At 66.0% G+C, this 23,768-nt stretch carries 24 protein-coding genes; 12 read left to right on the forward strand and 12 right to left on the reverse strand.

Translation table 11 applies throughout. The annotated features are described in order from the left end of the window. Window positions 1–45: 45 nt before the first annotated feature. Window positions 46–564: a Holliday junction resolvase Hjc gene (gene hjc, locus G9465_RS02150; protein ID WP_166967107.1), complete on the reverse strand. Its 519-nt coding sequence runs from the start codon at window positions 562–564 to the stop codon at window positions 46–48. 121 nt (window positions 565–685) lie between these two features. Here hjc and G9465_RS02155 point away from each other — a divergent pair, with 121 nt between their 5' ends. Further along, window positions 686–1,480 carry a DUF4382 domain-containing protein gene (locus tag G9465_RS02155; protein WP_166967109.1) on the forward strand — a complete coding sequence of 265 codons (795 nt, stop codon included), beginning with the start codon at window positions 686–688 and terminating at the stop codon, window positions 1,478–1,480. 1 nt (window position 1,481) lies between these two features. On the opposite strand, the gene G9465_RS02160 is transcribed toward G9465_RS02155, so the two are convergent. The 3 genes from G9465_RS02160 to nirK form a co-directional block, all read right to left on the reverse strand. After that, a complete protein-coding gene (locus G9465_RS02160) occupies window positions 1,482–2,096 on the reverse strand; it encodes a hypothetical protein (RefSeq protein ID WP_166967111.1) in 615 nt (204 codons plus the stop codon). A 127-nt stretch (window positions 2,097–2,223) separates the two neighbouring features. Next, complete coding sequence (locus tag G9465_RS02165; RefSeq protein WP_166972857.1) at window positions 2,224–2,967, reverse strand: DNA polymerase sliding clamp; 744 nt, start codon at window positions 2,965–2,967, stop codon at window positions 2,224–2,226. A gap of 312 nt (window positions 2,968–3,279) precedes the next feature. After that, window positions 3,280–4,365: a copper-containing nitrite reductase gene (gene nirK, locus G9465_RS02170; RefSeq protein WP_166967113.1), complete on the reverse strand. Its 1,086-nt coding sequence runs from the start codon at window positions 4,363–4,365 to the stop codon at window positions 3,280–3,282. A 194-nt stretch (window positions 4,366–4,559) separates the two neighbouring features. On the opposite strand from nirK, the gene G9465_RS02175 reads away from it, so the two are divergent. Further along, a complete protein-coding gene (locus G9465_RS02175; RefSeq protein WP_166967115.1) occupies window positions 4,560–5,354 on the forward strand; it encodes a 23S rRNA (uridine(2552)-2'-O)-methyltransferase in 795 nt (264 codons plus the stop codon). A 7-nt stretch (window positions 5,355–5,361) separates the two neighbouring features. Here the strand turns inward: G9465_RS02175 and G9465_RS02180 are convergent, their stop codons facing one another. From G9465_RS02180 to G9465_RS02190, 3 genes are read right to left on the reverse strand one after another with little or no spacing between them, the layout of a single operon-like run. Further along, window positions 5,362–6,063, reverse strand: coding sequence for a queuosine precursor transporter (locus G9465_RS02180; protein ID WP_166967117.1), 702 nt, complete (start codon window positions 6,061–6,063; stop codon window positions 5,362–5,364). After that, window positions 6,053–6,229 carry a ribbon-helix-helix domain-containing protein gene (locus G9465_RS02185; RefSeq protein WP_166967119.1) on the reverse strand — a complete coding sequence of 59 codons (177 nt, stop codon included), beginning with the start codon at window positions 6,227–6,229 and terminating at the stop codon, window positions 6,053–6,055. The genes G9465_RS02180 and G9465_RS02185 overlap by 11 nt, the downstream gene beginning before the upstream one ends. A gap of 47 nt (window positions 6,230–6,276) precedes the next feature. Beyond that, a complete protein-coding gene (locus G9465_RS02190; RefSeq protein ID WP_166967121.1) occupies window positions 6,277–8,481 on the reverse strand; it encodes a twin-arginine translocase subunit TatC in 2,205 nt (734 codons plus the stop codon). Window positions 8,482–8,600: 119 nt separating this feature from the next. Here G9465_RS02190 and G9465_RS02195 point away from each other — a divergent pair, with 119 nt between their 5' ends. Continuing rightward, window positions 8,601–10,319, forward strand: a complete 1,719-nt coding sequence (locus G9465_RS02195) for a twin-arginine translocase subunit TatC (RefSeq protein WP_166967123.1) — start codon at window positions 8,601–8,603, stop codon at window positions 10,317–10,319. A gap of 7 nt (window positions 10,320–10,326) precedes the next feature. Next, window positions 10,327–10,947, forward strand: coding sequence for a histidine phosphatase family protein (locus tag G9465_RS02200; RefSeq protein ID WP_166967125.1), 621 nt, complete (start codon window positions 10,327–10,329; stop codon window positions 10,945–10,947). Between the two features lies 1 nt (window position 10,948). Here G9465_RS02200 and larE read toward each other — a convergent pair whose 3' ends face one another. Further along, on the reverse strand, window positions 10,949–11,818 hold the full coding sequence (gene larE / locus G9465_RS02205; RefSeq protein ID WP_166967127.1) for an ATP-dependent sacrificial sulfur transferase LarE: 870 nt from the start codon (window positions 11,816–11,818) through the stop codon (window positions 10,949–10,951). Between the two features lie 143 nt (window positions 11,819–11,961). On the opposite strand from larE, the gene hemB reads away from it, so the two are divergent. The 6 genes from hemB to G9465_RS02235 all read left to right on the forward strand — a co-directional run bounded on the left by hemB (window position 11,962) and on the right by G9465_RS02235 (window position 17,704). Then, window positions 11,962–12,942, forward strand: coding sequence for a porphobilinogen synthase (gene hemB / locus G9465_RS02210; RefSeq protein WP_166967129.1), 981 nt, complete (start codon window positions 11,962–11,964; stop codon window positions 12,940–12,942). Window positions 12,943–13,345: 403 nt separating this feature from the next. After that, window positions 13,346–14,683: an ammonium transporter gene (locus tag G9465_RS02215; RefSeq protein ID WP_166967130.1), complete on the forward strand. Its 1,338-nt coding sequence runs from the start codon at window positions 13,346–13,348 to the stop codon at window positions 14,681–14,683. Then, the gene (locus G9465_RS02220) at window positions 14,676–15,032 is read left to right on the forward strand and encodes a P-II family nitrogen regulator (protein ID WP_166967131.1); all 357 of its coding nucleotides are present in this window, start codon (window positions 14,676–14,678) and stop codon (window positions 15,030–15,032) included. Before G9465_RS02215 ends, G9465_RS02220 begins: the two co-directional genes overlap by 8 nt. Window positions 15,033–15,042: 10 nt before the next feature. After that, window positions 15,043–15,501 (forward strand): HTH-type transcriptional regulator Lrp, encoded by a 459-nt coding sequence (lrp, locus tag G9465_RS02225; RefSeq protein WP_166967133.1) that lies wholly within the window; start codon window positions 15,043–15,045, stop codon window positions 15,499–15,501. A 144-nt stretch (window positions 15,502–15,645) separates the two neighbouring features. Then, window positions 15,646–16,989, forward strand: coding sequence for an ABC transporter substrate-binding protein (locus G9465_RS02230; protein WP_166967134.1), 1,344 nt, complete (start codon window positions 15,646–15,648; stop codon window positions 16,987–16,989). Window positions 16,990–17,062: 73 nt separating this feature from the next. Beyond that, on the forward strand, window positions 17,063–17,704 hold the full coding sequence (locus G9465_RS02235) for a chemotaxis protein CheC (protein WP_166967135.1): 642 nt from the start codon (window positions 17,063–17,065) through the stop codon (window positions 17,702–17,704). On the opposite strand, the gene G9465_RS02240 is transcribed toward G9465_RS02235, so the two are convergent. Then, complete coding sequence (locus G9465_RS02240) at window positions 17,705–18,061, reverse strand: helix-turn-helix domain-containing protein (RefSeq protein ID WP_166967137.1); 357 nt, start codon at window positions 18,059–18,061, stop codon at window positions 17,705–17,707. A gap of 112 nt (window positions 18,062–18,173) precedes the next feature. Between G9465_RS02240 and G9465_RS02245 the strand changes: the two genes are divergently transcribed. Both G9465_RS02245 and G9465_RS02250 read left to right on the forward strand, forming a co-directional pair. Next, complete coding sequence (locus G9465_RS02245; RefSeq protein WP_166967138.1) at window positions 18,174–18,398, forward strand: SelT/SelW/SelH family protein; 225 nt, start codon at window positions 18,174–18,176, stop codon at window positions 18,396–18,398. Window positions 18,399–18,433: 35 nt separating this feature from the next. Next, the gene (locus G9465_RS02250; protein WP_166967140.1) at window positions 18,434–19,324 is read left to right on the forward strand and encodes a bile acid:sodium symporter family protein; all 891 of its coding nucleotides are present in this window, start codon (window positions 18,434–18,436) and stop codon (window positions 19,322–19,324) included. A 221-nt stretch (window positions 19,325–19,545) separates the two neighbouring features. Here G9465_RS02250 and G9465_RS02255 read toward each other — a convergent pair whose 3' ends face one another. The 3 genes from G9465_RS02255 to G9465_RS02265 all read right to left on the reverse strand — a co-directional run bounded on the left by G9465_RS02255 (window position 19,546) and on the right by G9465_RS02265 (window position 23,484). Then, the gene (locus tag G9465_RS02255; RefSeq protein ID WP_166967141.1) at window positions 19,546–21,312 is read right to left on the reverse strand and encodes a nitrite/sulfite reductase; all 1,767 of its coding nucleotides are present in this window, start codon (window positions 21,310–21,312) and stop codon (window positions 19,546–19,548) included. A 265-nt stretch (window positions 21,313–21,577) separates the two neighbouring features. Then, on the reverse strand, window positions 21,578–22,162 hold the full coding sequence (locus tag G9465_RS02260; protein ID WP_166967143.1) for a molybdenum cofactor guanylyltransferase: 585 nt from the start codon (window positions 22,160–22,162) through the stop codon (window positions 21,578–21,580). Beyond that, on the reverse strand, window positions 22,162–23,484 hold the full coding sequence (locus G9465_RS02265) for an MFS transporter (protein ID WP_166967144.1): 1,323 nt from the start codon (window positions 23,482–23,484) through the stop codon (window positions 22,162–22,164). Before G9465_RS02265 ends, G9465_RS02260 begins: the two co-directional genes overlap by 1 nt. Window positions 23,485–23,768 lie beyond the last annotated feature (284 nt).

Raw genomic sequence — 23,768 nt, forward strand, 5'->3', positions numbered from 1 at the left:
GGTCACCGCGTCGCTTCGAGGTGTCGCACTCCGTTCGACACCTCGCTACTCCAGCATCGCCGCCGCCTCTTCTTTCTCTAGGTCGCCGCGCTCGAACGCAGAGAGGACGTCCAGTACGGCCGCGTCGGGGCCGTCGTCGGCCACCTCGTCGAGTGTGACCTTCTCGGAGTGGCCGACCAACTCCTCGAAGTCGGTACCCTCGGAGAGGGCCGTCTCCTTCTTGACGCGGTAGTTCCCGCCGTCGGTCGTATAGAGGTCGCCGGGGTGGAAGAAGTACCAGTCCTCGCGGTCGAATCGCACTGCGATACGGGGTTTCGCGCCGAAGTTCCGCGCGAAGAACAGCAACGCCTCGACCTCCTCGCCGGTCAGATAGATGGGGTCGCCGGCGCTGGATTTGGCCTCGATGGCGTAGAACGTCTCGCCGTCGCCGGTCAGCACGTCCGGGAGTTCTCGTTCGGTGGCGCTGCCGCTGGCCGGCGCTCGCATCACCGCGAACCCGGCCTCGTCTAAGGCGTTGACCAACTCCCGCTCACGTCGGTCCCCCTTCGCGTTCGAGTTTGCCATTGTCGGACCGTCGACCCGCAGCGACAAAAACCGTTCACGTCGAGCGTTTATTCTGTTCAACCGCCGTCACGAGCCTGAACGAACGGTGCTTTATATACGAACATGGGGACGACGGGTGTGTATGGACCGACGGACATTCATCAGTACGACCACCGCAGTCGGCGTCTCGTTCGTCGCCGGGTGTGGCGGCCAGAGTGGTGGCGGCAGCACCGACGGCGACGCGACAGACAGCACGGTGACGGCATCGTCGACGACGGGGACGTTCCGCCTCCTCATCAGCGACCGGCCCGCCGACATCGGCGATTTCGACTCGCTGGACGTGACCTTCGATAGGGCACGGGTCTTCCGGGCGAAGGCCGACGAGACTGAGACCGCGGTGAGCGAAACCGAGGAAACGGACGGCGAAGAAACGGAAACCGAAACCGAGGAACCCGACGAAGCGGCGGACGATGAAGCGGACAGCGGCGAGGAGACGGGCGAAGACGAGACGGACGCCGACGCCGGTGACGGCGACGGCGGCTTCGAAGTGTTCGACCTCGACAGCCCGACCGTCGACCTGACCGAAGTGGTCGGCGAGAAGGCCATCGGCGTCCTCGACGGCGAGTTGGAGACCGGGCGTTACAGCAAGGTCGAACTGTACGTCAGCGACGTCGAGGGCGTCGTCGACGGCGAGGCAGTCCCGGTGAAGGTGCCCAGCGAGAAACTCCAGATCGTCAAACCGTTCGAAATCGTCGCGGACGAGGCCGTCGAGTTCGTCTTCGACATCAACGTCGTCGAGAAAGGACCCAACGGCTACAACCTCCTGCCGGTCATCAGCGAGAGCGGCGTCGCCGGCAAAGACGTCGAGGTCGAGGAGGTAGAGAGCGAGGAGACGACCGAGACGGAGACGGCGGACGACACGACCACCGAGAGCTAACTCAGTCCTCTGCCCGGGACTCTAGCTCCCGAATAATCTCCTCGGTCTCGCCGCCGTCGCTCCGGATGGCCTTCGCGTAGCGACGGTACTCCTCGGGGGAGACCTGCACCGTCTTCGACTCGCCCTGCTGGGTGAGTTCCAGTCGGACCATCCCCTGTGGGTTGTTCCGGGCCCGGAAACTCGTCATGGCGGTGAAGACGAACCAGAACGCGAGACCGGCCCCGAGGAAGTACGCCATCGTCGTCTCGAAGGCCATCGTCTCGGCGCCGGTCGTCCAGCGGTGGGGGTACGCCCGCTGGAAGAGACCGATACCGACCAGACAGAGGCCCGTTCCGAGAACGACGCCGACCTGTTCGCGCGTCGAGGACGGGAGCACGGCGACGACCGAGAGGAACATCGCAGGGATACCCAGTCCACCCAGCGTCCCGGCGAGTTTCTCGGCGGCCCGGAGGTCGCTCACGCCGAGGACGGTCGACAGCGGCGTCGTCACCACGAGGACGGCGACGACGACGGCTAGCGCTCCCAGCACGCCGAGGGCAGCGCCAGCGTAGACGCGGCGGGGATCACGCCCCGCAAAGCGGGAATCACCGCTATATGCGTCTCCGAGACTCTCCATGGGTGGGCGTTGGTCCCGCCCCCACAAAACGGTACGTCAGACGCTCGTCGGACCCGAGACGGCCAGAGAGGGCGTCGATAGGCCATCGCAGGCGGTGGGGGACAGACGAAGACAGCAGACTGAGTCGTTACTCGCTCTGGATGCGCGGGGCCAGCATGTAGGTGACCCGGCCCTCGCCTTCGGCGAAGTTGAAGTGCATCTTGACGGGGAACTCCTCGCCCAGTTCCATCTCGACTTCGGCGTCTTTCGGGATGGCTTTGTTCATGTTCTTCAGGTAGTCGAGTGAGAACAGCGAGTGGGCGTTCCCGGCGGTGAGGTCGATGAGGTCGTCCCGTGTCAGTTCGAGGTGGACGTCGTCCGTGTCCCCCTCGGCGTCGACGTAGAACAGTTCGTCGGTGGCGTCGACACCCAGCGCGATGTGGTCGCTGACCATGTCGGCAGCGGTGACCGCCCGGTCGATGTCTTTCCCCTCGATGACGATGTGAGCAGAGAGGTCCAGATCCGGGAGGTCGGGTTCCTGTCGGATGGAGTCGGGGTCGATGAGAGCCAGTGTGTACTCTAGCCCGTCGATGGCGATGTGGAGTTTCCGGGTCTCCTCGTCGAGTTCGAGGTGGACCAACTGGCCGGCGTCGGCCATGCCGGCGATGTCCTCCAGTCGGGAGAGGTTGACGCCGATGAGGCCGCCGTCGGTCTCGTAGGACTCGAAGGCAGCGGCTTCCAGTCGCAGATCGACCATCCCGACGTTGGCCGGGTCCACCGCCCGAATCTCAAGCCCGTCTTCTTCGAGGTGGATCTTACACTCGTCCACCAGCACGCTCACTGAATCGAGAGCCGATTGGAGCGTGTCCGCACTCACGATGGCGTTGAACATCTTGAACCCGGCTACGCCCCCATGCATTAAAAAGTCCCTCATTGACTCCGCGTGCGCGTGCGACCCCTCAGTTCGGCCGGCACCGCGGCCGCCCCGACGAGTCAGCACGTGCCGGTCACGGACCACGACTCGACCGGGAGCCTGCACACTCAGGCCGCGAGTGTAGTAGCGGGGAGGACACAGACGACGGCGTGTGGACCCGGCAAAGCCCTCGATGCTCACTCGCGTCGTACGTTCCCGATGCGAGTCGGTCGTCAGCGCGTATCGCGACCGACAGAGCGACTGAAACGGGTGGCGTGGCTCGTCAGTCGGTCAGCCCTCTGGCTGGAACACCTCGGGGTTGGCCTTGCCCTCGCGGTTGATGACCGCCATCATGCCCTTGCGGGCGACCCGGGAGAGGGCGTGGTCGACCAGTTTGATGGGGCCGGGCACCTCGGCGTGCAGCGTCGCGACCACCGTCGAGCCGGGTTTGACCGGCGTCGTCTGGACGAAGCGGTGGGGCTCGCTGGCGGTGGCGCCCTGCGGCCAGACCTCGTCCCACACGGAGCCGATAGGGTGGAACGCCGAGTCGAGGTTGGGACCGCCGACGGCGAAGTACACGCGGGCCGTCTCCCCGACGTTCATGCTCGGGGCACCGTAGCCGTCGGGCGTGATGCCGTACTTCTCACCGTTCATGAGGACGTAGGTCGGGTCCTCGGCCTTCATCGACTCGATGTCGAAGTCGTGGTGGCCCTCTTCGCCGGCCTCGCCCTTCGTGTACAGTTCGTGCTGGCCGAAGTAGAACTCGTGGTCCACCTCCGGCAGGCCTTCCTTCGGTTCGACCAGTATCATGCCGAACATCCCCGAGGAGATGTGCATGTCGAGGTTCGGGACCGCACAGTGGTAGATGAAACTCCCGGGGTAGGTGGCCTTGAACCTGAAGGTCTTGGTCTGGCCGGGCGTGACCATCGACGCCTCGGCGCCGCCACCCGGACCACGGACGGCGTGCAGGTCGATGTTGTGGGGCATCGAGTTGCCCGCCTCGTTAGTGATGGTCAACTCGACGGTGTCGCCGCGGCGGACTCGAATCATTGGCCCCGGAACCTGCCCGTCGAAGGTCATGTACGTGTACGTGACGCCGGGTTCGACTTCCGCGACCTGCTCTTTCGTCGTCATCTCGACCGACACCGTCTTCGGCTCCGACCGGTCGATGGGGTCCGGGATGTCGGTGGGGTCCGCGGCGATACGGTCGACGTCAGTCTGCTTTGCGGGGTTCATGCTTGGCTCCTGTGGGGTGGTCCGTTCGGTGGGCTGTTCGGTCTCGGCACCAGGGGCACCGGCACAACCGGCGATGGCGGCCGTACCGACACCCAGCGCCTGCAACACGCGACGCCGCGTCGCCGTCGGAATGGATGACATGAGTGGGACCTCCGTTGCAGGTGTATCTCCGTCCGGGCCACACATATACCAGAAAGGGAGCTCTCAGGACCTGAGACGGGTTCTCACGGCGTAGGAAGGGAGATGAACGTGTTCGGGTGTGGAATGGTACCCCGTGTCTCATCTCGGGCACAGCGACACGCGTAAACCGCTCGGACGGGTACGATAGGCAACAAATGAGCCGGAAGGACGACTACTACAACAGAGCCAAACAGGAGGGGTATCGGGCCCGGTCGGCCTACAAACTCCAACAACTGGACGAGACTGCCGGACTGCTCGGTGAGGGCCGAACCGTCGTGGACCTCGGTGCCGCACCCGGTGGCTGGCTACAGGTGGCCGCCGAACGCGTCGGCGAACGGGGCACCGTCGTCGGCGTCGACCGCCAGCGCATCGACCCGCTCTCGGACCCGGAGCCGACCGTCGAGTACGTCCGCGGGGATATGACCGAGGACAGCACCAAAGACGAGGTCCGCGAAGTCGTCGGCGGCGACGCCGACGAACTCGGCGGTCCCGTGGACGTGGTCCTCTCGGACATGGCGCCGAACATGACCGGCGAGTACGACTTAGACCACGCCCGGTCGGTCCACCTCGTCCGGCAGGCCTTCGAGGTGGCGACGGATCTGCTCTCGTCGGGCGGGGACTTCGCCGCGAAGGTGTTCGACGGACAGGACCTCGACGACCTGAAGGCCGACATCGAACCGGAGTTCGAGTACGTCCGCGAGGTCCGCCCCGACGCCTCGCGCGACTCGTCTTCGGAACTGTACCTCGTCGCGAAACACCGCCTCACGGCCCCCGTCCGCGAGGGCGAGGTGGTCGAGGTGACCATCGAGGACGTCGGCGAGGAGGGCGACGGCATCGCCAAGGTGGAGAACTTCACGCTGTTCGTCAGCGGCGTCGAGGAAGGCGAGACGCTAGAGGTGCGCGTCGACGACGTGAAACCGCGGTACGCGTTCGCTCAGCCGGCCGAGTAGCGAGCCCTTACTGCACCGCCGGCGCGGCCTCGTCCTCGTCGTCCTCGATGTCGGCCAGCGCGACGACGGCGTAGACGAACGGCGTGTCCAGCAGGGCGATGAGCAGTTTCAGGAGGTACTGCCCGACGACGAGCGACAGCGCCGCCGACAGGGAAACGCCCTGAAACAGGACGAACCCGACGCCGATGAAGATGACCGTATCGACGAGTTGGCTGGTCGCCGTCGACCCGACGTTCCGAAGCCACAGCGCCTCGCCGTCGGTGGCGTCGCGCAGTGCGTGGAAGACGAACACGTCGAGGTTCTGGCTGACGACGTACGCGCCGAGGCTGGCGACGACGATGCCGGTGCTCGCCGCGAGCACGTTCCGGAACGCCGTCGGGTCGACCGGTTGGGCCGCGGCGGGCAGGCCGGGCGCGAGAATCGTGCTCCAGACCAGCGCCAGCAGGACGAAGTTCATCAGGAAGCCGACGTTGACGACGACGGTGGCGGCCCGGCGGCCGTACAGTTCGGCGTAACAATCGGAGGCGAAGAACGTCAGGGCGTAGGCCAGCGCCGCGCCGGGGAGGACAAGCGTCTCGCCGGCAACGGGCAGGGAGAACGGGAGGCCGACGGCCAGCAGTTTCGACGCCGTGACCTGCGAGACGACCAGCGCCGTCACGAACAGGGCGACGAGGCCGACCCGAATCGGGTGCTCGCCGCTACTGCTCATCGTCGAGTCGTCCCTGTCGCTCGTCGATGTCGTCTAACATGTCGAGCGTCTTCCGGATGGAGGCGCGGATGGCCTCGCTCCGGTTGACGAACTTCCCCTCCTCGCCGACGTGGTCGTCGAGGTCTTCCAACAGTTCCGCGGGCACCTCGACGCTTATCTTGGGCATATCCACAGAATACCGACAGCCGTGCTTAAATCGGTCGCCTCGTCGTCTCAGTCGGCCGGTTCGCTCCGGTTTTTCGGCGTCCGGCGGCCGCCGAGCGTGTACACCCAGAGGATACCGAGGCCCAGTAGGTAGGCCGCCGCCGTCGGGATGCCGACGATGAACATCGTGAAGATGCCGTTCGGCGAGAGGACGGCCGAGAGGGCGACGATACCGATGACCACCTCTCGCCAGCGCCCGTACATCAGGTGGAACGGGACGATGCCCGCACGGTGGAACAGGAACATCGTCACCGGAATCTCCGCCAGCAAGCCGATGCCGATGGTGAGGAAGAACACCAGCCACCCGAACTTGCTGATGCGGTAGGCGATGACCATGTTGGCCTGCAACTGGTCGTAGGCGATGGCCGAGATGGTCATCGGGGCGACGTAGAGGAACCCGAGCAGACTCCCACCGATGAGCGCCACGAACAGCGTCCCGCCCCAGACGAGGAGGACGTTCCGGTCGCCGACGACGAGGCCGCGTTCGCGCATCGCCGGCCACGCGAAGTACAGCAGCAGGGGGACGACGGAGATGAATCCGAGGATGGTCGAGAACTTGACGATGAACACGAGGTGTTCGACCGGATGCAACGTCACGATGTTGACGCCCTCGGCCATCCCCTCGGGGAGGCGGCTGACGAAGATGCGCTGGATGCGACCGATACCGCCCTGATAGAGGAACAGGAACGCCGCCGACAGCACGAGGCCGAACACACCCAGTATCCAGAACGCCTTCGAGGCGATGGAGTCGAAGATGAAGCGGATGTCGTAGTAGTAGCCGCCGACGTCGTCCTCTGTGGTCTCCTCTTCGGTGAAAGCGTTGACCATCCCGGCCGTCGTCGACGTGAGGACGCCCTCTTCGTCCTCGGTGTCTCCCTCGCCGTCCGTGCTCTCGGCGGCCGCCGCCCCCTCGGGGTCGCCCTCGTGGGCCATGTCCCAGCGGTCCAGAATCAACTGTGCCTTCTCCTGGTTCTCTTCGGAGAGGGCGGTGTCTGCGTGGGCCAGTGCCTCCTCCTCGGTCATCTCTTCGAAGGCTTCCGGCGGCGCGACCTCGATAGCAGCGGCGCTGAGTTCGTCGATGTCGATGGCCGTCGGGTCGCCGTGCCGACGGCCGGGCCCGACCGCGTTCTGGTCGAGCGCTTGCAGGACGTGGTAGTAGACGACGGCGACGGTCGCGAACGACCCGAACACCGCGGCCAGCAAGAGGGCCGTCCCCTCGACGGAGAGGCCGAACAGTTCGGGTCGGGCGAGGTTCCCGGTGAGCCGGGTCGAGTACTGTGCGGCGAACGCCTCTACGGCCTGTACGTACTGGAACGCGCTGGTCGTCAGCACGTAGTAGGTCAGGCCGCCGACGAGGACGGCCGACCCGAGGACGGTGTTCCAGTGCTCGACGGCGACCCGGCGAGTGCTGACGAGGTCGCTGGAGCGTTTGACCGTCACCGCGAGTTTCGAGAGGGCGAGACTCAGCCCGTAGAGACCACACAGCGGGGCAGCCCACATGATCTGGGTGAACGGGTCCGGCGGCGAGAACAGCGCGCCGAAGCCGAAGATGGCGATGACGGCGTAGCGCCACTTCTCGCGGAACGTCTCGTAGGGGACGATGCCCGTGTACGAGAGGACCGTCATCATCAGCGGTAACTGCGCGGCCAGTCCGAAGGAGGCCGCCAGCAGGAAGACGAACTGGGCCCACTTGACGATGGAGTACTGGGGGAGGAACCCGGCGGCGTCGGCGTTGCCGGCGAGGAAGTTGAACATCAGCGGGAAGAACAGTTCGTAGGCGTAGGCGACGCCGGCGGCGAACAGACCCAGACTGACGACCACGAACAGCGCACCCTTCCAGAGCGGAATCTTCTCTGCGGGCCACCACCCGCGGCGTCGCAACCCGTCGCGGCCGAAGTAGACGAGCAGGGGGAGCGACATGAGGATGCCGACGACGGCCCCTATCTTCACCTGTAGGAGGATGACGTCGAACGGCGTGACGGCGACGATGTCGGTCGCCTCCTGCGTCGTGAGGTCCATCTGGGAGTACAGTAGGTCCTGTTTGAGTCGGTCCCAGACCCCGTACTGCAGGGCCATGATGGTCCCGATCATCCCGACGACGAAGACGATGAACACCTTCTGGAGGTGGGTCTGGGCGGTGCTGAGCATCGCACCCAGCGTCGCACGGCCGCTCTGGACCGTCTGGACCGTGTCCTCGTCGATTGCACTCGCCATCTTCCGTGAGGGTAGCCGATTCTGCGTTATCAATTTGTTCATCAGGGGCGTTCGGCGGCGAGCGGGGCCGCTCGAAAAGAAAGTTTACAACTACCAACCGCCAAACCGCTCCCAGATAGATGGTGGACGGTGACGCAGACGACGACCGCCCACGGCCCGAAGACCCGCTGCTGTCCTCGGAGGGCCGGAGCGACAGCGACGTCCACCCCGAGGAACGCGGCCACGACCCGTACGGCCAGCCGGACGATACAGGCCCGAACGAGGGCAGTGACGACGCCTCCGACGCCGACGAGGAAGTCGACGATACCTCCGACGCCACGGGCGACGTGAGCGGCCCGGGTGACAGACCCGTCGGCGGCCACGAGGCGACGGCGGGGGCACACGGCCTCCCGGGACCGACCCGTGCCGGGTTGTTCGACCGCGACCCCACGGAGATTGCCGCCGCCACGCCGGCGGACGTCCCCACTGATTGGGGTATCCCGGCCACGCCCTCGCCGACTGGTGGGTCGCCCGGATCGGAGGCGGGCGCCGGTGCACCGGGGTACGACCCCGACGACGAGGCCGGCATCGGCGGCGCACCCGACGACGAGGAGATGCCGCTGGCCGACCACGTCGAGGAGATGGCGACGCGCCTGTTCATCGTCGTCGGCGTGATGGCCGCCGTCGCGGTGCTTACGCTTCCGGCGTCGGACGAACTCATCAACTTCCTCTGGTACTCCTTCCTCGACGGCCCGGCCGAGGCGTGTGGCCAGTTCGCCGTCGAGGCCCAGCCGGGCGGTGAGAGCACCGTCTCCGGTGCGGACTGTCCGCACGTCTACAGCCCGCTCGCGCTAATCCTCGCGCGCCTGAAGGTCGCCTCGTTAGTCGGCTTTATCGCCGCCTTACCGGTGTTCGTCTACGAGACGTACCTGTTCATGCGTCCGGGGCTGTACCCCCGCGAGCGGCGCTACTACCTCGCGGCGGTCCCGACGAGTCTGGTGCTGGCCGCCATCGGCGTCGGCTTCGCGTACTTCGCCGTCCTGCGGGCGATGTTCGACTACTTCATCACCTACTCCGACCGGGCCGCCGACCTCGCCTTCGGCCTCGGTGAGACGTTCAACCTCATCATCCTGATGCTGGGTTTCTTCGCGCTGGTGTTCCAGATTCCGCTGTTCGTGATGCTCGCCATCATGATGGGCGTCACGACCAGACGGTGGCTCGTCGACCGCCGCCTCTACTTCTGGGGGGCGTTCGCCGCCATCGCGTTCGTCTTCAGCCCCGACCCGACGGGGATGGCGCCGCTGATGGTCGCCGTGACGATGATCGGCCTCTTCGAGGGGACGCTCCTCCTGCTGAAGTGGACGGGCAGCAGTTCGCCCGTTCCGACGGCCGAGGACCTCGCGAACCGGCGGCCCTACGCCTACCTCCTGTTCGCGCTGGTCGGGTACGTCCTCAGCCCCGCACCGGTGCCGACGGGGTACTACGGCCGGTTGCCCGCAAGTGTCACGAGCGCGCTCGCTGAGGTCGGACTGGCCCCGCCGATACTCGTCGGTGGCGGCCTCATCGTGCTGTTCGAACTGACGGCCTACCTCAACAAGAACTACTACGGCAGCGTGAAGCTCTGGCGCGGCCTTCGGACGGTCCGCCTGCCGGTCTGGACCGTGGCCATCGTCGTCGGCTACCTCTCTAGCCCCGACCCGACGCTGTTCCGCCTCATCAACCAGTTCGGCCTTGCGACGACGGCCGCCGTCGGCGTCGCGGCCGCGCTCGTCGTCCTGTTCGAGGGCGGCCTGCTGGTCGCACGCTACCGCCGCGGCGGCGACGGCAGTAGCGAGAACCCCGCCGAGACACAGGAGTGACCATCGCGTGGCGACCGTTCTCGTAGCCCGGCACGGCGAGACACACTGGAACCGCGAGGGACGGGTGCAGGGGTGGGCCCCGACGAGACTCACCGACCGCGGTCGCGAGCAAGCGCGGACGCTGGGGTCGTGGCTCACCGACGAGCGAGCGGTAGACCGCCTCGTGACCTCGGACCTCCGGCGGACCCGGGAGACGGCCGAGCACGTCCGCGAGGCCGCGACGGGACTGCCCGACCCGACCGTCGACAGCGCGTGGCGCGAGCGCGGGTTCGGCGTCTATCAGGGCTTTCTGGCCGAGACGCTGTTCGAGCGCCACCCCGGCCACGACCCCGAGGAGAGCGTGTCGTCACTCGACGCCACGCCGGAGGACGCCGAGAGCGTCGCGGCGTTCTGTGACCGCGTCGAGTCGGCGTGGGCCGACCTGCGCGCGACGGTCGGGCCGGACGAGACGGTGTTGCTCGTCACGCACGGCGGCGTCGTCAAAGTCCTGCTCGCCGCAGTGACCGATCGCTCGCTGGAGGCGACTATCACCGCCCACTCGCCGCCGAACTGCTCGGTGACGGAACTACGGCTGGACGGGTCGGTGGCGGAACTCGTCGCAGAAGGCGCGCGGCCGTGGCGCGAGTGAGTTACTCGGCGGTCGGATAGTCGGCGTCGAAGACGTTCGAGACGACGTCCTCCTCGCTCTCCTCGTCCTCCGGGCTGACGCTCCCCGTCTGGTAGCCGTGGAGGTCTAAGGTCACGTGGTCGAACCCGCAGTCCTCGACGTGGTCGCGGGCCGCCCGGACGAAGTCGGGGTCCAGCGCCGTCTCCAGTTCGTCCTCGCCGACCTCGATGCGGGCGAGGCCGTCGTGGTCGCGGACCCGGAACTGCTCGAAGCCCCACGTCCGCAGGAGCCGTTCGGCCTTCTCGACGCGGGAGAGGCGCTCCTCGGTCACTTCGAGGCCGGTCGGAATGCGCGAGGACAGGCAGGCCATCGACGGCTTATCGGCCACCGAGAGGTCGTACTCGCGGGCGATTTCCCGGACCTCCTCTTTCTCGATGTCCTGCTCTAAGAGCGGCGAGTACGCGTCGAGTTCGTCGACGGCGCGCAGGCCGGGGCGGTGGCCCTCGCCCACGTCAGAGGCGTTGGTGCCGTCACAGACGACGTCGATATCCAGTTCGCGGGCGCGGTCGTACATGGCGCCCAGACGCATCGAACGACAGTGGTAACAACGCATGTCGTCGTTCTGGATGAACTCGTCGCTGTCGAGTTCGGAGAACTCCACGATTTCGTGACGGATGCCGATCTCCTCGGCGACGCGGGTGGCGTCTTGCAGTTCCTCGGCGGGTAGGGTCTCGGACTTTGCGGTACAGGCGACGGCGTCGTCCCCGAGGGCGTCGTAGGCCAGCGCCGCGACCACGCTCGAGTCGACCCCGCCGGAGAACGCGACCACCACGCCGTCTCGCGATGCGAGGTCCTCCCGGGCGGCAGCCATCTTCTCCGCGACAGCAGACATAGACAGGCGTTCTCGTTGGACGGCAAAAAGCGCGTCGCGTCCGGCGTCGCCCCGTGTGCTGGTGTCACACGCTCCGGAGCCACTGGCGGCTTCGTCGACCTCCCGAGCGGTGGGTTCATGGCGCCGAAGGGCAGACTGTCGGTATGGACATGACACGTCGCCCCCGACGGCTTCGGACCGACGGCGTCCGCCCACTGGTCCGAGAGACGGACGTTTCGGCGTCGGACCTCATCGCGCCCGTCTTCGTCGACGCGACGACGGACGAACGGGTCCCCATCGAGACGATGCCGGGCCACGAACGCGTCCCGGTAGAGGAGAGCGTCGCCCGCGTCGAGGAAGTCCTCGAAACCGGCGTCGAGGCGATTATGGTCTTCGGCATCCCCGAGTCGAAGGACGAGCGCGGGAGCCGAGCGTGGGCCAGCGACGGCGTGGTACAGGCGGCGGTCCGGCGCATCACCGACGAGACGGACGCCTACGTCATCACGGACGTCTGTCTCTGTGAGTACACCGAGCACGGCCACTGCGGGGTACTGGAGGAGACGGCCGAGTCGGACCCGGACCTCACCGTCCGCAACGACGAGACGCTGGGCCTGTTGGGGAACATCGCGGTCAGCCACGCACGCGCAGGCGCGGACATGGTCGCGCCGTCGGGCATGATGGACGGGATGGTCGGCGCCATCCGCGAAGCTCTGGACGAGGATGGCCACACCGACGTCCCGATCATGAGTTACGCGGCGAAGTTCGAGTCGTCGTTCTACGGGCCCTTCCGCGACGCCGCCGACGGCGCGCCGGCCTTCGGCGACCGGCGACACTACCAGATGGACCCCGCGAACGCACGCGAGGCGCGCCGGGAAGTCGAACTCGACGTCGAACAGGGCGCGGACGTGCTGATGGTCAAACCCGCCCTGCCGTATCTGGACGTCGTCCGAGACGTCCGAGAGAGCTACGACCACCCCGTCGCCGCCTACAACGTCTCCGGCGAGTACGCGATGTTGCACGCCGCCGCGGAGAAGGGGTGGCTGAATCTGGAGGCCGTCGCCTACGAGTCGCTGCTCTCTATCAAACGGGCCGGTGCCGACCTGATTCTCACCTACTTCGCGGAGGACGTGGCCGACCGGCTCTGAGAGCGGCGACCCCTGTGACCGCGCACTTCGTTCGTCAGTATCTCGCCAACCGTCCAGTAACAAGTGTCGACAGTAGACGCGCGTCCAGAGAGAGCGATATCGAGAGCGCGCGCAAGCGAAACCGGCCGATTTCGACCCGTTCGGCCGGATTCGCGGTCGACATTCGTCCAAAATCACGGCAGACAGATGCCGAGTTTCTTGACGGAGAACAACCTTATATCCATAATATCATACGGTAATCCGGACGTTCGTCTACCGAACATCCCCGAATATGAGGTTTCGTAAACCAAATCCTTATGTAGTGCTGTTGCAAGAGGTTTCTCCGTGAACGAGTTGACAAAGACGGCACTGAAGACGATAAAGTTGGACGTTCAAACGCAATAATCACAGCCCGATACAAATCATGGTACTCGCACCACTGCAGACGTCACCGGAAACGCTCGAAACGTTGGTCACGGGAGTGAACCTCCTGTGGGTACTGGTGGTAACGTTCCTCATCTTCTTCATGCACGCCGGCTTCGCCATGCTCGAGGCGGGGCAGGTACGCTCGAAGAACGTAGCGAACCAACTGACGAAGAACCTCCTGACCTGGTCGGTCGGTGTGTCGGTGTTCTTCGTCATCGGTGCCGGCATCTCCTCGCTCGTCGGTGGCGGCGGCTTCTCGCCGGCCTTCGTCGCCGAGAACCCGAACGACTGGGTCGGTTGGTTGTTCGGCGCCGTTTTCGCGATGACGGCAGCGACCATCGTCTCGGGGGCGGTGGCCGGCCGCGCGAAACTCCGCGCGTACATCACCTACACGTTCCTGCTGGCCGCAGTCATCTACCCGGTCGTCACGGGTATCACGTGGGCGGGGTCGTACATTAGCTTCGGCGGCGCGGTCTTCCACGACTTCGCGGGCGGCATGATCGTCCACGGCATGGGCGGCATCGCCGGCCTCACCGCCGCCTACGTCCTCGGCCCGCGCATGGGTCGCTACAACGAGGACGGCTCCGCGAACGTCATCCCCGGTCACTCGCTTACCTTCGCCGTGCTGGGGACGCTCATCCTCGCGTTCGGCTGGTACGGCTTCAACGTCGGCACCGCCGCGAGCGTCTTCGTCTTCACTGACGGCTCGCTCCAGCTCGGCGCGTTCTCCTACGTCGGTCGCGTCGCCATGACGACGACCATCGCGATGGCCGCCGGTGCCATCGGCGCCGCCGCCGTCGCGTGGGCCAAGACCGGCAAGGTCGACACGCTGTACGTCGCCAACGGCCTGCTCGCGGGCCTCGTCGGCATCACCGCGATTCCGGACACCACCAGCTGGTGGGGCGCCTTCCTCGTCGGCGGCCTCGCGGGTGCACAGCTCCCGCTCGTGTTCAACTTCATCGAGAAGCGCCTGAAGATAGACGACGTCTGTGCAGTGTTCCCGGTCCACGGGAGCGCCGGCGTGCTGGGGACGCTCATGTTCCCCTTCGTTGCGGCCGAGGCACCCGCGGGCGGTATCGTGAACGCGTTCATCGCGCAGGTCATCGGCGTGGTCGCTATCGCCGCGTGGACTATCGTCGCGACGGCCGCGGTGTGGGGCATTCTCAAGGCAATCGGCCAGGCCCGCGTCACGCCCGAACACGAACAGGAAGGCCTCGACGTCAGCGAACACGGCGTCGAAACCTACCCCGAGTTCGGCTCCGGTGACAGCGTGGTCGCCGACGGTGGCATGGTGAGTGAGAACGTGCGTACTGACGGAGGTTCCAAAGATGACTGAAGACACTGACATCAAGATGGTTGTCGCAATGGTTCGGCCGGACAAACTCGGAGACGTCAAGCAGGCGCTCGCGGAAGTGGGTGCGCCCTCGCTGACAGTCACCAACGTCTCCGGACGCGGTTCACAGCCCGCAAAGAAGGGCCAGTGGCGCGGCGAGGAGTACGTCGTCGACCTCCACCAGAAGGTCAAGATAGAGACCGTCGTCGCGGACATCCCCGCCGACGACGTCGTCGAGGCCATCGCCGAAGGTGCCCACACCGGCGAAAAGGGCGACGGCAAGATATTCGTCCTCCCGGTCGACGACGCCTACCAGGTCCGAACAGGCAAGACGGGCCCAGAGGCAGTCTGAGCGGCGCGCGATGGTCGACGACATCGACAGACAAGTCGTCAACGCCTTGCTCCGGGACGGTCGGGCGAGCGCCCGTGACGTCGCCGCCGAAACCGGCGTCGCTGCCACGACCGTCTCGCGACGGATGGACCAACTGGTCGAATCCGGCGTCATCGAGGAGTACACGGCCCGAATAGACTATCAGGAGCTTGGCTACGAGGTCACTGCCGTCTTCCAGTTGTCGGTCGAGGGCAGCGGCCTCGTAGACGTGACCGAGCGACTGCGCGACCTGAAGAACATGGTCGCGGTGTACGAGGTCACCGGTAGCCACGACATCGTCGCCGTCGGGAAGTTCCGCGATACGAACGACATGAACGCCCGCATCAAGGACCTGCTCACGGATCCGGACATCGAGAGCGCGGCCACCTCGGTCGTGTTGAACACCGTCCGCGAACACGAGCAGTTCCCGGTCGACGACGCCGACGCGTAGTCGGTCCACCGGGCCCGCTTTTCCATCCGTTTGCTAAGGGTGACGTTCAGAACACGTTCGGCACCGCTCTGAGCGTCGTTCCGGCTACAGGAAAGAATTACCAACAGGTGTAGTACTATATTTTTCACTAGATATGGGTGGAGCATGCGTGAGTCGACGACACGTCGGGACGTTCTGCGGTCGGCCGCAGCGAGCGGCGCACTCGCGGGACTGACTGGCTGTCTCGGGGGCGGCGGGGCACAGACGGAGACACCGACCGAGAACGCCGCGTTCGCGAGCTATCCGGTCGGTGAGGAGACGGTCACGTTCGGGGTCACTGTCCCGCAGTCGGGCCCGTTCGGGCCCGACGGCGAGGACCAGCGTCGCGGGTTCGAACTGGCGGTCGCGCACGTAAACGAGGGCGGCGGCTGGGTCGACGCGGACCTGTTCGGTGCGCTCGACGGCGATGGACTCCGCGGCCGAACCGTCGAGGCGGCCGTCGGCGACACGAAGTCGTCGCCGTCGACGGCGGCGACGGTCGGGCAGGAACTCATCGACCGCGAGGGTGCGATAATGGTCGCCGGCGGCGGGTCTACCAACACCGCGAAGAAACTGCTCGACGTGTGCCAGCCCCGGGGCGTCGTCCACATGCTCGGGTTCGCTCCGGGCACGAACGTCACCGGCACCGACTGTCGCCGCTATGGCTTTCAGGAGATGTACAACGCGACGATGGCCGCCAACGCGCTGGCGCCGGTCCTGACAGCGCGGTTCGAGGGCCGCACCGACTTCTACCAACTGCACGCCAGTTCGGACTACGGGTACACGCAGGCCGACCAGTTCAGACAGCGGATGCAAGACGAAAACTGGAACGAGACGGGGACGACGGAGACCCGCGTCGGCACCGAGAACTACGAGTCCCAGTTGTCGGCGGCGGCCGACACCGACCCGGACGTGGTCGTGTTGAACTACCGCGGTATCGACGGCGCAAACGCCGTCCAGCAGGCCGAGCAGATACTCGGGACGGACGTCACGGTGGTAGTCCCCATCCTGAGTCGGAGTCTGGCGTCGTTCGCCGGGTCGGCTATCGAGGGCGTCCTCGGGACCATCGCGTGGGACCAGAGCATCGACACCCCGCTCTCGAACAGTCTCGCCGAGAGCTACCGCGCCGAGTACGGCTCGCTCCCGTCCGATCAGGCCCAGCTCGCGTACGGTCAGACCCTGCAGTACGCGGCGGCCGTCGAACGGGCCGGCACGTTCCGTCCGCCGGACGTGGCCAAGCAACTGGAAGGTGCCACCTACGCGATGGGGATGGGAAGCGAGACGATGCGTGCCTGCGACCATCAGGCCATCCGTCCGGTGCCCATCGTCGAGGGGCTGCCAGCCAGCGAACAGACCGAGACGCGGCGGTACGAGTTCGTCGACGTGACCCGGGACGCGGCCTACGGCTGTGAGGAGTACCCCGCGAGCAACTGCTACGACCTCGGCCCGTACGTCCCCGGCGAGGAGTGAGGTGGCATCCGTCGACAGCGGTACCAGCCTCGCCGTGCGGTGGCGTTAAGCCGGTCGCGCCGTTCGATGGCGTATGGGCCTGCAAGTCGACGTGCGGAAACTCGACCTCTTCAACCAGATGGCCAAAGAGGGATCGGGGACCGTCGCTGACAACCTCGGCCAACTGACTGGCCTGAACGCGTCGGTACACACGTCACAGATCAACTTCCTCGACATCGCGGACGTGAAAACGCACATCGGGACCGAGAAACGGGTCGGCATCTTCGTCGAACTGAACGAACCGCCCTATGGCTACGTCCTCTTCATGCTCGATCCGGCCGACAGCAAACGGCTGGCCGGGGCGATGATGGGCGGGATGGGCGACCCCAGCGAGGGCAGCGGCTTTTCCGACATGGAACAGTCGGCGATGCAGGAGATAGGCAACATCATGACCTCGGCGTTCATCGACGGGTGGGCGAACGTGCTGGATACGACCATCGACATGGGGACGCCGAACTTCGTGTTCGGCCCCGCGAGCGGCATCGTCGACAAGATGGGCGGGTGGCCGGAATCGGAACTCGTCTTCGTCATCGACTCCCAGATTACCGTCGAGGACGGCGACCTCGGGATGACCGTCTACACGTTCCCGGAACTCGAATCGCTCGTCGCCCTCATCCAGAACATCGACGCCGACACCGACGTGGCCGTGGACACGAACGCCGGCGACGTACTGTAGTCAGTCGTCGAGATACCGCTCACCCCAGTCCTGTAGCGCCTCGATTGCCGGGGCCAGCGACTCGCCGTCGTCGGTCAGCGAGTACTCGACGCGGACCGGGCGGTCGTCGACGACGGCCCGGTCGACGACGCCCGCCGCTTCGAGGTCCGCGAGCGTCTCGGAGAGGACCTTGTTGGTGACAGCGCCGACGTCGTCGGCCAGTTCGCCGAATCCGAGCGGTCCGCGTGCGAGCAACCGGTGGACGACGACGGGATGCCACTTGTGTCCCAACACGTCCACGGCACAGGTCAACCCACACCACGGGTCGTCGGCACACCACGACGCCGCACAGTCGGCGTCCGAACGCGGTTCGCTCATACCGTCACTACGCCGGCCAGAGACCAAAAGGGCGGTGGCGGGTTTCCACACGGTAACCCGGTTCCCTGCGGCGTACAGCCGTTTTACGCTCCCTCGTAGCCACGGCACAGACGTGCACGTCGACATCGAGTACTGTGTCCCCTGTGGGCTCCGTGACCACGCTATCGACCTCCAGACAGCCCTGCTCGACGAGTACGGCCGTGACCTCGACGGCGTCCGTCTGAGGCCAGACCACGGCGGCGTCTTCCGGGTAGCCGCCGACGGCGAGACGGTCTGGGACAAGGACGAGGAGGGCAGCATCGACGTCGACGCGATAGTCTCCCGCGTCGGCGAGTGAAAACGCCCAACTGGCCGGCCCACCCACGTCGCGGCGTGTCCCTCACCGACGTCGTCGAAGACTACCTGTTGGGGTGGGTACTGCTCGCCGTCGCCGTCGGCGTCCTCGTCCCGGAGGTGGCCGTCGTCACGCGGGCCGCCACGCCGATTCTCGCGGTGATGGTCGGGAGCGTCTCGCTGACGCTGTCGGCCGACCGCTTCCGGGCCATCGACCCGCGACCGTTGACGGCGACGCTCCTCGCACACCTCGCGATGCCGGTGCTGGCGTACGGACTCGCGCGCGTGTTCTCGCTCTCCCCGGCCCTGACGGTTGGGTTCGTCCTGCTGGGCGCGGTAACGCCGGAACTCGTGACGCCGACGATGACCGAACTGGCCGGCGGCAACACCGCGCTGTCGTCGGTCGTCCTCGTCGTCGCGGGCGTCGGGAGTACGGTCGTCGTCCCCGTCGCTACGGGCCTGTTCGCCGGTGGCGTCACCGTCGAGACGTGGCCCATCGTCGAGCAGTTACTCGTCGCCGTCGTCGGGCCGATGGCGCTGGCTATCGCCGTTCGTGCGCGATACCCGGCGCGCGTCGCCGCACACGAGGGCGGCTACCCGGCCGTCTCGGCGGTGATGGTCGTCCTCATTATCGGTGGCGTGACCGGGGCCAACGCGGCGCTCCTGCGGAGCGACTACGCGGCCGTCGCACTCGTCGGCGTGGGAGCGCTGGCACTCAACGGCGCTGGCTACGGTCTCGGGTGGCTCGTGACGACCGGCAGCGACCGCCCGGTCCGTATCGCCGGTGCACTGTCGGTGGGGATGCGTGACTTCGCCGTCGCGGCGGCGCTGGTCGTCACCGCGGGGTTCCCGCCGGACGCCGCGCTCCCGGCCGTCGTCTTCGGCGTCGTCGAGATGGCGACGAGCGCGGGGCTAGCGCGGTGGCTCTGAGTCACGAGCGACGGAACGCAAAACGAACCGACGGAGCGACAATGGACACGAGCAGTGCTCCGTCGGGGTGCCGGAGTTCGGACCGGCGGCCGCACACCGTAGCTCACGAGGCCGTCGTACAGCCTCGCGCTACTCTATGAGTTCCGGTGCGGCGTCGTAGGCCACCTCCTGCGGTCGGGAATCCGCCGATTGTGCGTTGTCCTCGCGCTGTTCTGGCATGGTCAGTCGTCCGCCGATAGCGGTTCGCCGCTGGCGTCCGTCGGGGCCGGGCTCTCGCCGTCGTCGAAGGGGTACCACGACTGCTTGCCGTCGGCGAGGCAGGGGTCGGTGTACCCCTCGACCTCCTCGGGTTCGGCGAGTTCGACGATGGTCTCGTGACCGGTGGCGTCGACCCACTCGCTGAAGGTCTGGCCCTCCGAGCGCAGCGCCGCGTACGCCTCGACGATGTTGGCTATCATGCCGGGCACCTCGTCGGCGGGCACGCGCTGGCGCACCCACTCGATGAACGTGGGGTCCTCGCCCATGCCGCCGCCGACGCCGACGTCCATCGCCTCGACCATCTCGCCGTCCTTCCGGGCGCGCATCCCCTGCAGGCCGATGTCGGCGGTCATCGCCTGCCCGCAGTCGGCCGTACAGCCCGAGAAGTGCATCTTGATGCGGTCCACGTCGTCGGGCACCTCGACGTTGTCACCCAGCCATCGCAGGAGGCGGGCCATCCGCGCTTTCGTCTCCGTGAGCGCGAGCGAGCAGAACTCCGTCCCGGTACAGGCCATCGCGCCCTGCACGAACGGGTTCGGTTCCGGCGAGTACGTGTCGAGCAACGGCTCGTTCAGCAGGTTCGCGAGGTTCCCGTCTGGCACGTCCATGATGAGCGGGTTCTGCCGGCGGGTCAGTCGCACCTCCCCGGAGCCGTAGGCGTCGGCGAGGTCGGCCAGTTCGATGGCGTCTTCGGCGGGCATGCGTCCGACCGGGACCGAGAGGCCGACGTAGTTCTTGTCGTCTTTCTGGTCGTAGACGCCGACGTGGTCGTGGGCGCCGTACTCGGTCCGTTTGCCGGCGTTGTAGCTGTACTCGCCGCGGAAGTCCGTCCCGGCGGTCTCGAACTCGAAGTCTAGACGGTCGTCCAGTTCCTCGCGGATGGCGTCGGTACCGAGTTCGTCGACGAAGAACCGAGCGCGGTTTTTCGAGCGGTTCTGTCGGTTCCCCTCGTCGTGGTAGAACTCGACGAACGCCCGGACCGTCTCGACAGCGTGTTCCGGACGGACGAACAGGTCCAGCGGGCGCGCCTCGCGCGGTTCGCGGCCGCCGAGACCGCCGCCGACGCGGACGTTGAACCCCTCGATTTCCTCCCCCTCGATTATCTTGTGGGCCGGTTCGAGGCCGATGTCGTTGATGGCGTCCTGCGCACACCCCTGCCGGCACCCCGACACCGAGATGTTGAACTTCCGCGGCATGTTCGCGAGGTCGTTGTCCCCGCGAATCGTCTCCTGAATCTCGTCTAAGATGGGACGGGACTCGACGTACTCCTCGGCCTTGCCGGCGACCGGACACCCCGAGATGTTGCGCATCGTGTCCCCGCCCGCGGAGCGAGAGGAGACGCCGACGGCTTCGAGTTTCTCCCATATCTCGGGGATGTCTTCGAGCTTCAGCCAGTGCAGTTGGATGGACTGCCGGGTCGTGAAGTCGACCCACCCGTTACCGAACTCGGGGTTCTCTGCGGGACCTCTCGCGTAGTCACGGGCGACTTCGCCGATGGCCCGCAACTGGTCGGGCTCTAAGATACCGCCGCAGTTGGTGAGTCGCATCATGAAGTACGACTCCTGCCCACCGCGGTGGTGGAACACGCCCCAGAACTTGAACCGCGAGAACCACGCCTCGCGCTCGTCCTCGGGGATGGACTCCCAACCGTTCTCGGCAAACTCCTCTAGCTTTTCGCGTACCTCGTCGCCGTACAGTTCGCCTTTGACGTCCTCTTTTTTGTGCGCCATCGTCAGATCGCCTCAGTTACGAAGTATCGTATGTTTTTATCGTTCATTAGTATTCGAACGTACGCTAATTTACGATAGAAGCGTGTACATGGATGACTAAAACTCTAATCGTTGAATAAATCCAAAACCTCGGGGTGGCACCGGACGCCCGTCCAGAATTAAGCCATCTGGGAGGTGTTTAATGGGTCTAAGGTCGGGGGCGGTCGAGACCCGAAAACCAGCAGACTGCGGCCCGGTTCCGTGGGCCTCGACCGCGACGTGGCTGTCACGTCGACCGTGACTCGGCGGCCCGCAGGCCGGCGCGGGTGTCGACGTCGCTGACGGCACGCGCCGGTGCGGGACCGGGCACGACCGTCATCGACAGGCGGTCGAGCATGTCTCTGAGCGCACCGGACCCGAGTCCGAGAGTCGTATCCGCGGCCTCGATGACGGCCCGTGTGTGGTACACGGCCGCCAGCGGTCGGAGGCGCCCGCCGATACGCGGAACGGCCCCGTCACCCTCGCTGGCCTCGAACAGCCGTTCGGCCAGCAGCGGTCGGACGAACGGCATGTCACAGGCCGTGACGAACGTCTCCCGTCCGCGGGCGACCCGACAGCCAGCGCGGACGCCAGCGACCGGACCGCCGTCGGGAACGGGATCGACGGCGAGGCGGTAGTCGTGGCCGGTCAGCGCGTCGTCGATGGCTGTGCGCTGTCCGCGACGGCAGTTGACCACCACCTCGTCGACGGCCGGTTCGATGCGGTCGACGACGCGGCGGACGAGCGGCGTCCCGTCGAGTTCGGCCGTCGCCTTGTCTTTGGCACCGAAGCGGGTGGAGTACCCACCCGCGAGGACGACGCCACTGCGCATCAGTCGTCCCCGGACGCCACCGTCTCCGTCGCGTTGGTGCTACCGACGAAGCCGGCCGTGTTGGCGACTTTCGCGATTTCGGGGCGGAACACCCACGCGGCCAGCAACACGATTGGGATCATCGTGACGGCAGCCACGGAGTAGCCCAGGTGGAGGTTCGCGAGCCACGGGGCCGAGTAAAACAGCGGATAGACGATGCCGCCGACGGTCCCGACACCACCGACGACGCCCGCGACGGCACCGGAACTGTTGGGGAACATCGCGGGCACCTGTGCGAAGATGGATCCCTCGGCGAACGCACACGCCGTCCCGACGAGAAAGCCCACGACGACCGCGTTCATGAGGACGCCCGAGAGGCCGGCGAGCGTCATGCCGAACATGGTCACGACGACGAAACACAGCGAGACGAACGTCCACTGTTCGCGGTAGCGGCCCTCGAAGAACGGCAGGATGTCCATCTCCTTGCGGGCCAGCACGTCGCTGACGTAGCCGCCGATGGGGCGGAGCAGGCCGGCCGCAATAGAGAACGTGGCGGCGAACGTACTCGCGATGACGAGGTTGTCCTGATTGAACGCTTCGCGGTAGTAGGTGGCGAGCCACCCGTTCATCGACAGTTCGAGACCGAAGGTCATGACGTAGGCGAGTGCGAGGACGACCGTCCCGTAGCGAGTGGCGGTGTGTATCCAGTCCTTGAAGCTCGCGTTGTCCTTGGTCGCCTGACGCTTCTCCTCGGTCTTTGCGGCCTCACCGAGCGTGTAGTACGCGACGGCGAGACCGATAGAGACGATGCCGGTATAGAAGAAGGCGGCCCGCCAGTTCGTCGAGAACAGCGGCCCGCTCCAGCCACTCCCGAACACGCGCGGGAGGATGAGCGCACCGCCCGCGGCCCCGGCGTTCCCGACGCCGGCGTAGATGCCCTCGGCGAGGCCGAGGTTCTCCTCTTCCCACCACTCGGCGACGTGCTGGATGCCGATGACGAACGTGATGCCCGCCGTCGCGACGATGATGCGCGTCACGAAAAACAGCGAGTACGTCTCGATGAACGCACTGGCCATCGAGAACACGCCGACGTACGCCAGCACGATGGCGAAAATCGTCGGGGCGCCGAACTTATCGGAGAGCCATCCAGTCAGCATCCGGCCGAACGGCGCCATCCAGATGGCCGAACTCGCGAGGATACCGATTTCGGCCGTCGTCAGCCCGAACTCCTCGGCCATCGGTCCCGTGAAGGGCGCGAAGGAAAACCAGATGAGAAAGGAGAAGTTGAACCCGATGGTCGCGAGCAACAGCGTCCGGTACTTCGTCATCTTGATCAGCCCCATAGGACCACCTCCGGCGAAGCGACCGGGTGTACACCATGTACATTCATTGACGACTGTTCGTCCATCGAATCAGTATTATTCTGGATGTGTGACCACATCTTCACAGATAATCCGAATGTCACAGTACCTAATAACCGTAATCGTTGACGAACGTGAATTTCAGTCACCTCCGTTTGGACGGGTGGCCAATCTGCAATCGGATATTCTCACCTTAAGGACGTATTCCGTCCACCAGCCGCGGGGAAAATCTGACATCTGCGAAGAAAACCGCGACACCCGCTGAG

The organism is Haloarcula sp. JP-L23 (assembly GCF_011602445.1).
GTDB lineage: Archaea > Halobacteriota > Halobacteria > Halobacteriales > Haloarculaceae > Haloarcula > Haloarcula pellucida.

Bases quoted from the DNA above. Each gene is read 5' to 3' on its own strand.
- G9465_RS02195 (WP_166967123.1), top strand. From the start codon at position 8,601: ATGGTGGACGGTGACGCAGACGACGACCGCCCACGGCCCGAAGACCCG.
- G9465_RS02180 (WP_166967117.1), bottom strand. From the start codon at position 6,063: ATGAGCAGTAGCGGCGAGCACCCGATTCGGGTCGGCCTCGTCGCCCTG.
- hemB (WP_166967129.1), top strand. From the start codon at position 11,962: ATGGACATGACACGTCGCCCCCGACGGCTTCGGACCGACGGCGTCCGC.
- G9465_RS02155 (WP_166967109.1), top strand. From the start codon at position 686: ATGGACCGACGGACATTCATCAGTACGACCACCGCAGTCGGCGTCTCG.
- G9465_RS02215 (WP_166967130.1), top strand. From the start codon at position 13,346: ATGGTACTCGCACCACTGCAGACGTCACCGGAAACGCTCGAAACGTTG.
- G9465_RS02235 (WP_166967135.1), top strand. From the start codon at position 17,063: ATGGGCCTGCAAGTCGACGTGCGGAAACTCGACCTCTTCAACCAGATG.
- G9465_RS02240 (WP_166967137.1), bottom strand. From the start codon at position 18,061: ATGAGCGAACCGCGTTCGGACGCCGACTGTGCGGCGTCGTGGTGTGCC.
- G9465_RS02160 (WP_166967111.1), bottom strand. From the start codon at position 2,096: ATGGAGAGTCTCGGAGACGCATATAGCGGTGATTCCCGCTTTGCGGGG.
- G9465_RS02255 (WP_166967141.1), bottom strand. From the start codon at position 21,312: ATGGCGCACAAAAAAGAGGACGTCAAAGGCGAACTGTACGGCGACGAG.
- G9465_RS02260 (WP_166967143.1), bottom strand. From the start codon at position 22,162: ATGCGCAGTGGCGTCGTCCTCGCGGGTGGGTACTCCACCCGCTTCGGT.
- G9465_RS02265 (WP_166967144.1), bottom strand. From the start codon at position 23,484: ATGGGGCTGATCAAGATGACGAAGTACCGGACGCTGTTGCTCGCGACC.
- G9465_RS02230 (WP_166967134.1), top strand. From the start codon at position 15,646: ATGCGTGAGTCGACGACACGTCGGGACGTTCTGCGGTCGGCCGCAGCG.
- G9465_RS02175 (WP_166967115.1), top strand. From the start codon at position 4,560: ATGAGCCGGAAGGACGACTACTACAACAGAGCCAAACAGGAGGGGTAT.
- G9465_RS02165 (WP_166972857.1), bottom strand. From the start codon at position 2,967: ATGTTCAACGCCATCGTGAGTGCGGACACGCTCCAATCGGCTCTCGAT.
- larE (WP_166967127.1), bottom strand. From the start codon at position 11,818: ATGTCTGCTGTCGCGGAGAAGATGGCTGCCGCCCGGGAGGACCTCGCA.
- G9465_RS02190 (WP_166967121.1), bottom strand. From the start codon at position 8,481: ATGGCGAGTGCAATCGACGAGGACACGGTCCAGACGGTCCAGAGCGGC.
- hjc (WP_166967107.1), bottom strand. From the start codon at position 564: ATGGCAAACTCGAACGCGAAGGGGGACCGACGTGAGCGGGAGTTGGTC.
- G9465_RS02185 (WP_166967119.1), bottom strand. From the start codon at position 6,229: ATGCCCAAGATAAGCGTCGAGGTGCCCGCGGAACTGTTGGAAGACCTC.
- nirK (WP_166967113.1), bottom strand. From the start codon at position 4,365: ATGTCATCCATTCCGACGGCGACGCGGCGTCGCGTGTTGCAGGCGCTG.
- lrp (WP_166967133.1), top strand. From the start codon at position 15,043: ATGGTCGACGACATCGACAGACAAGTCGTCAACGCCTTGCTCCGGGAC.
- G9465_RS02220 (WP_166967131.1), top strand. From the start codon at position 14,676: ATGACTGAAGACACTGACATCAAGATGGTTGTCGCAATGGTTCGGCCG.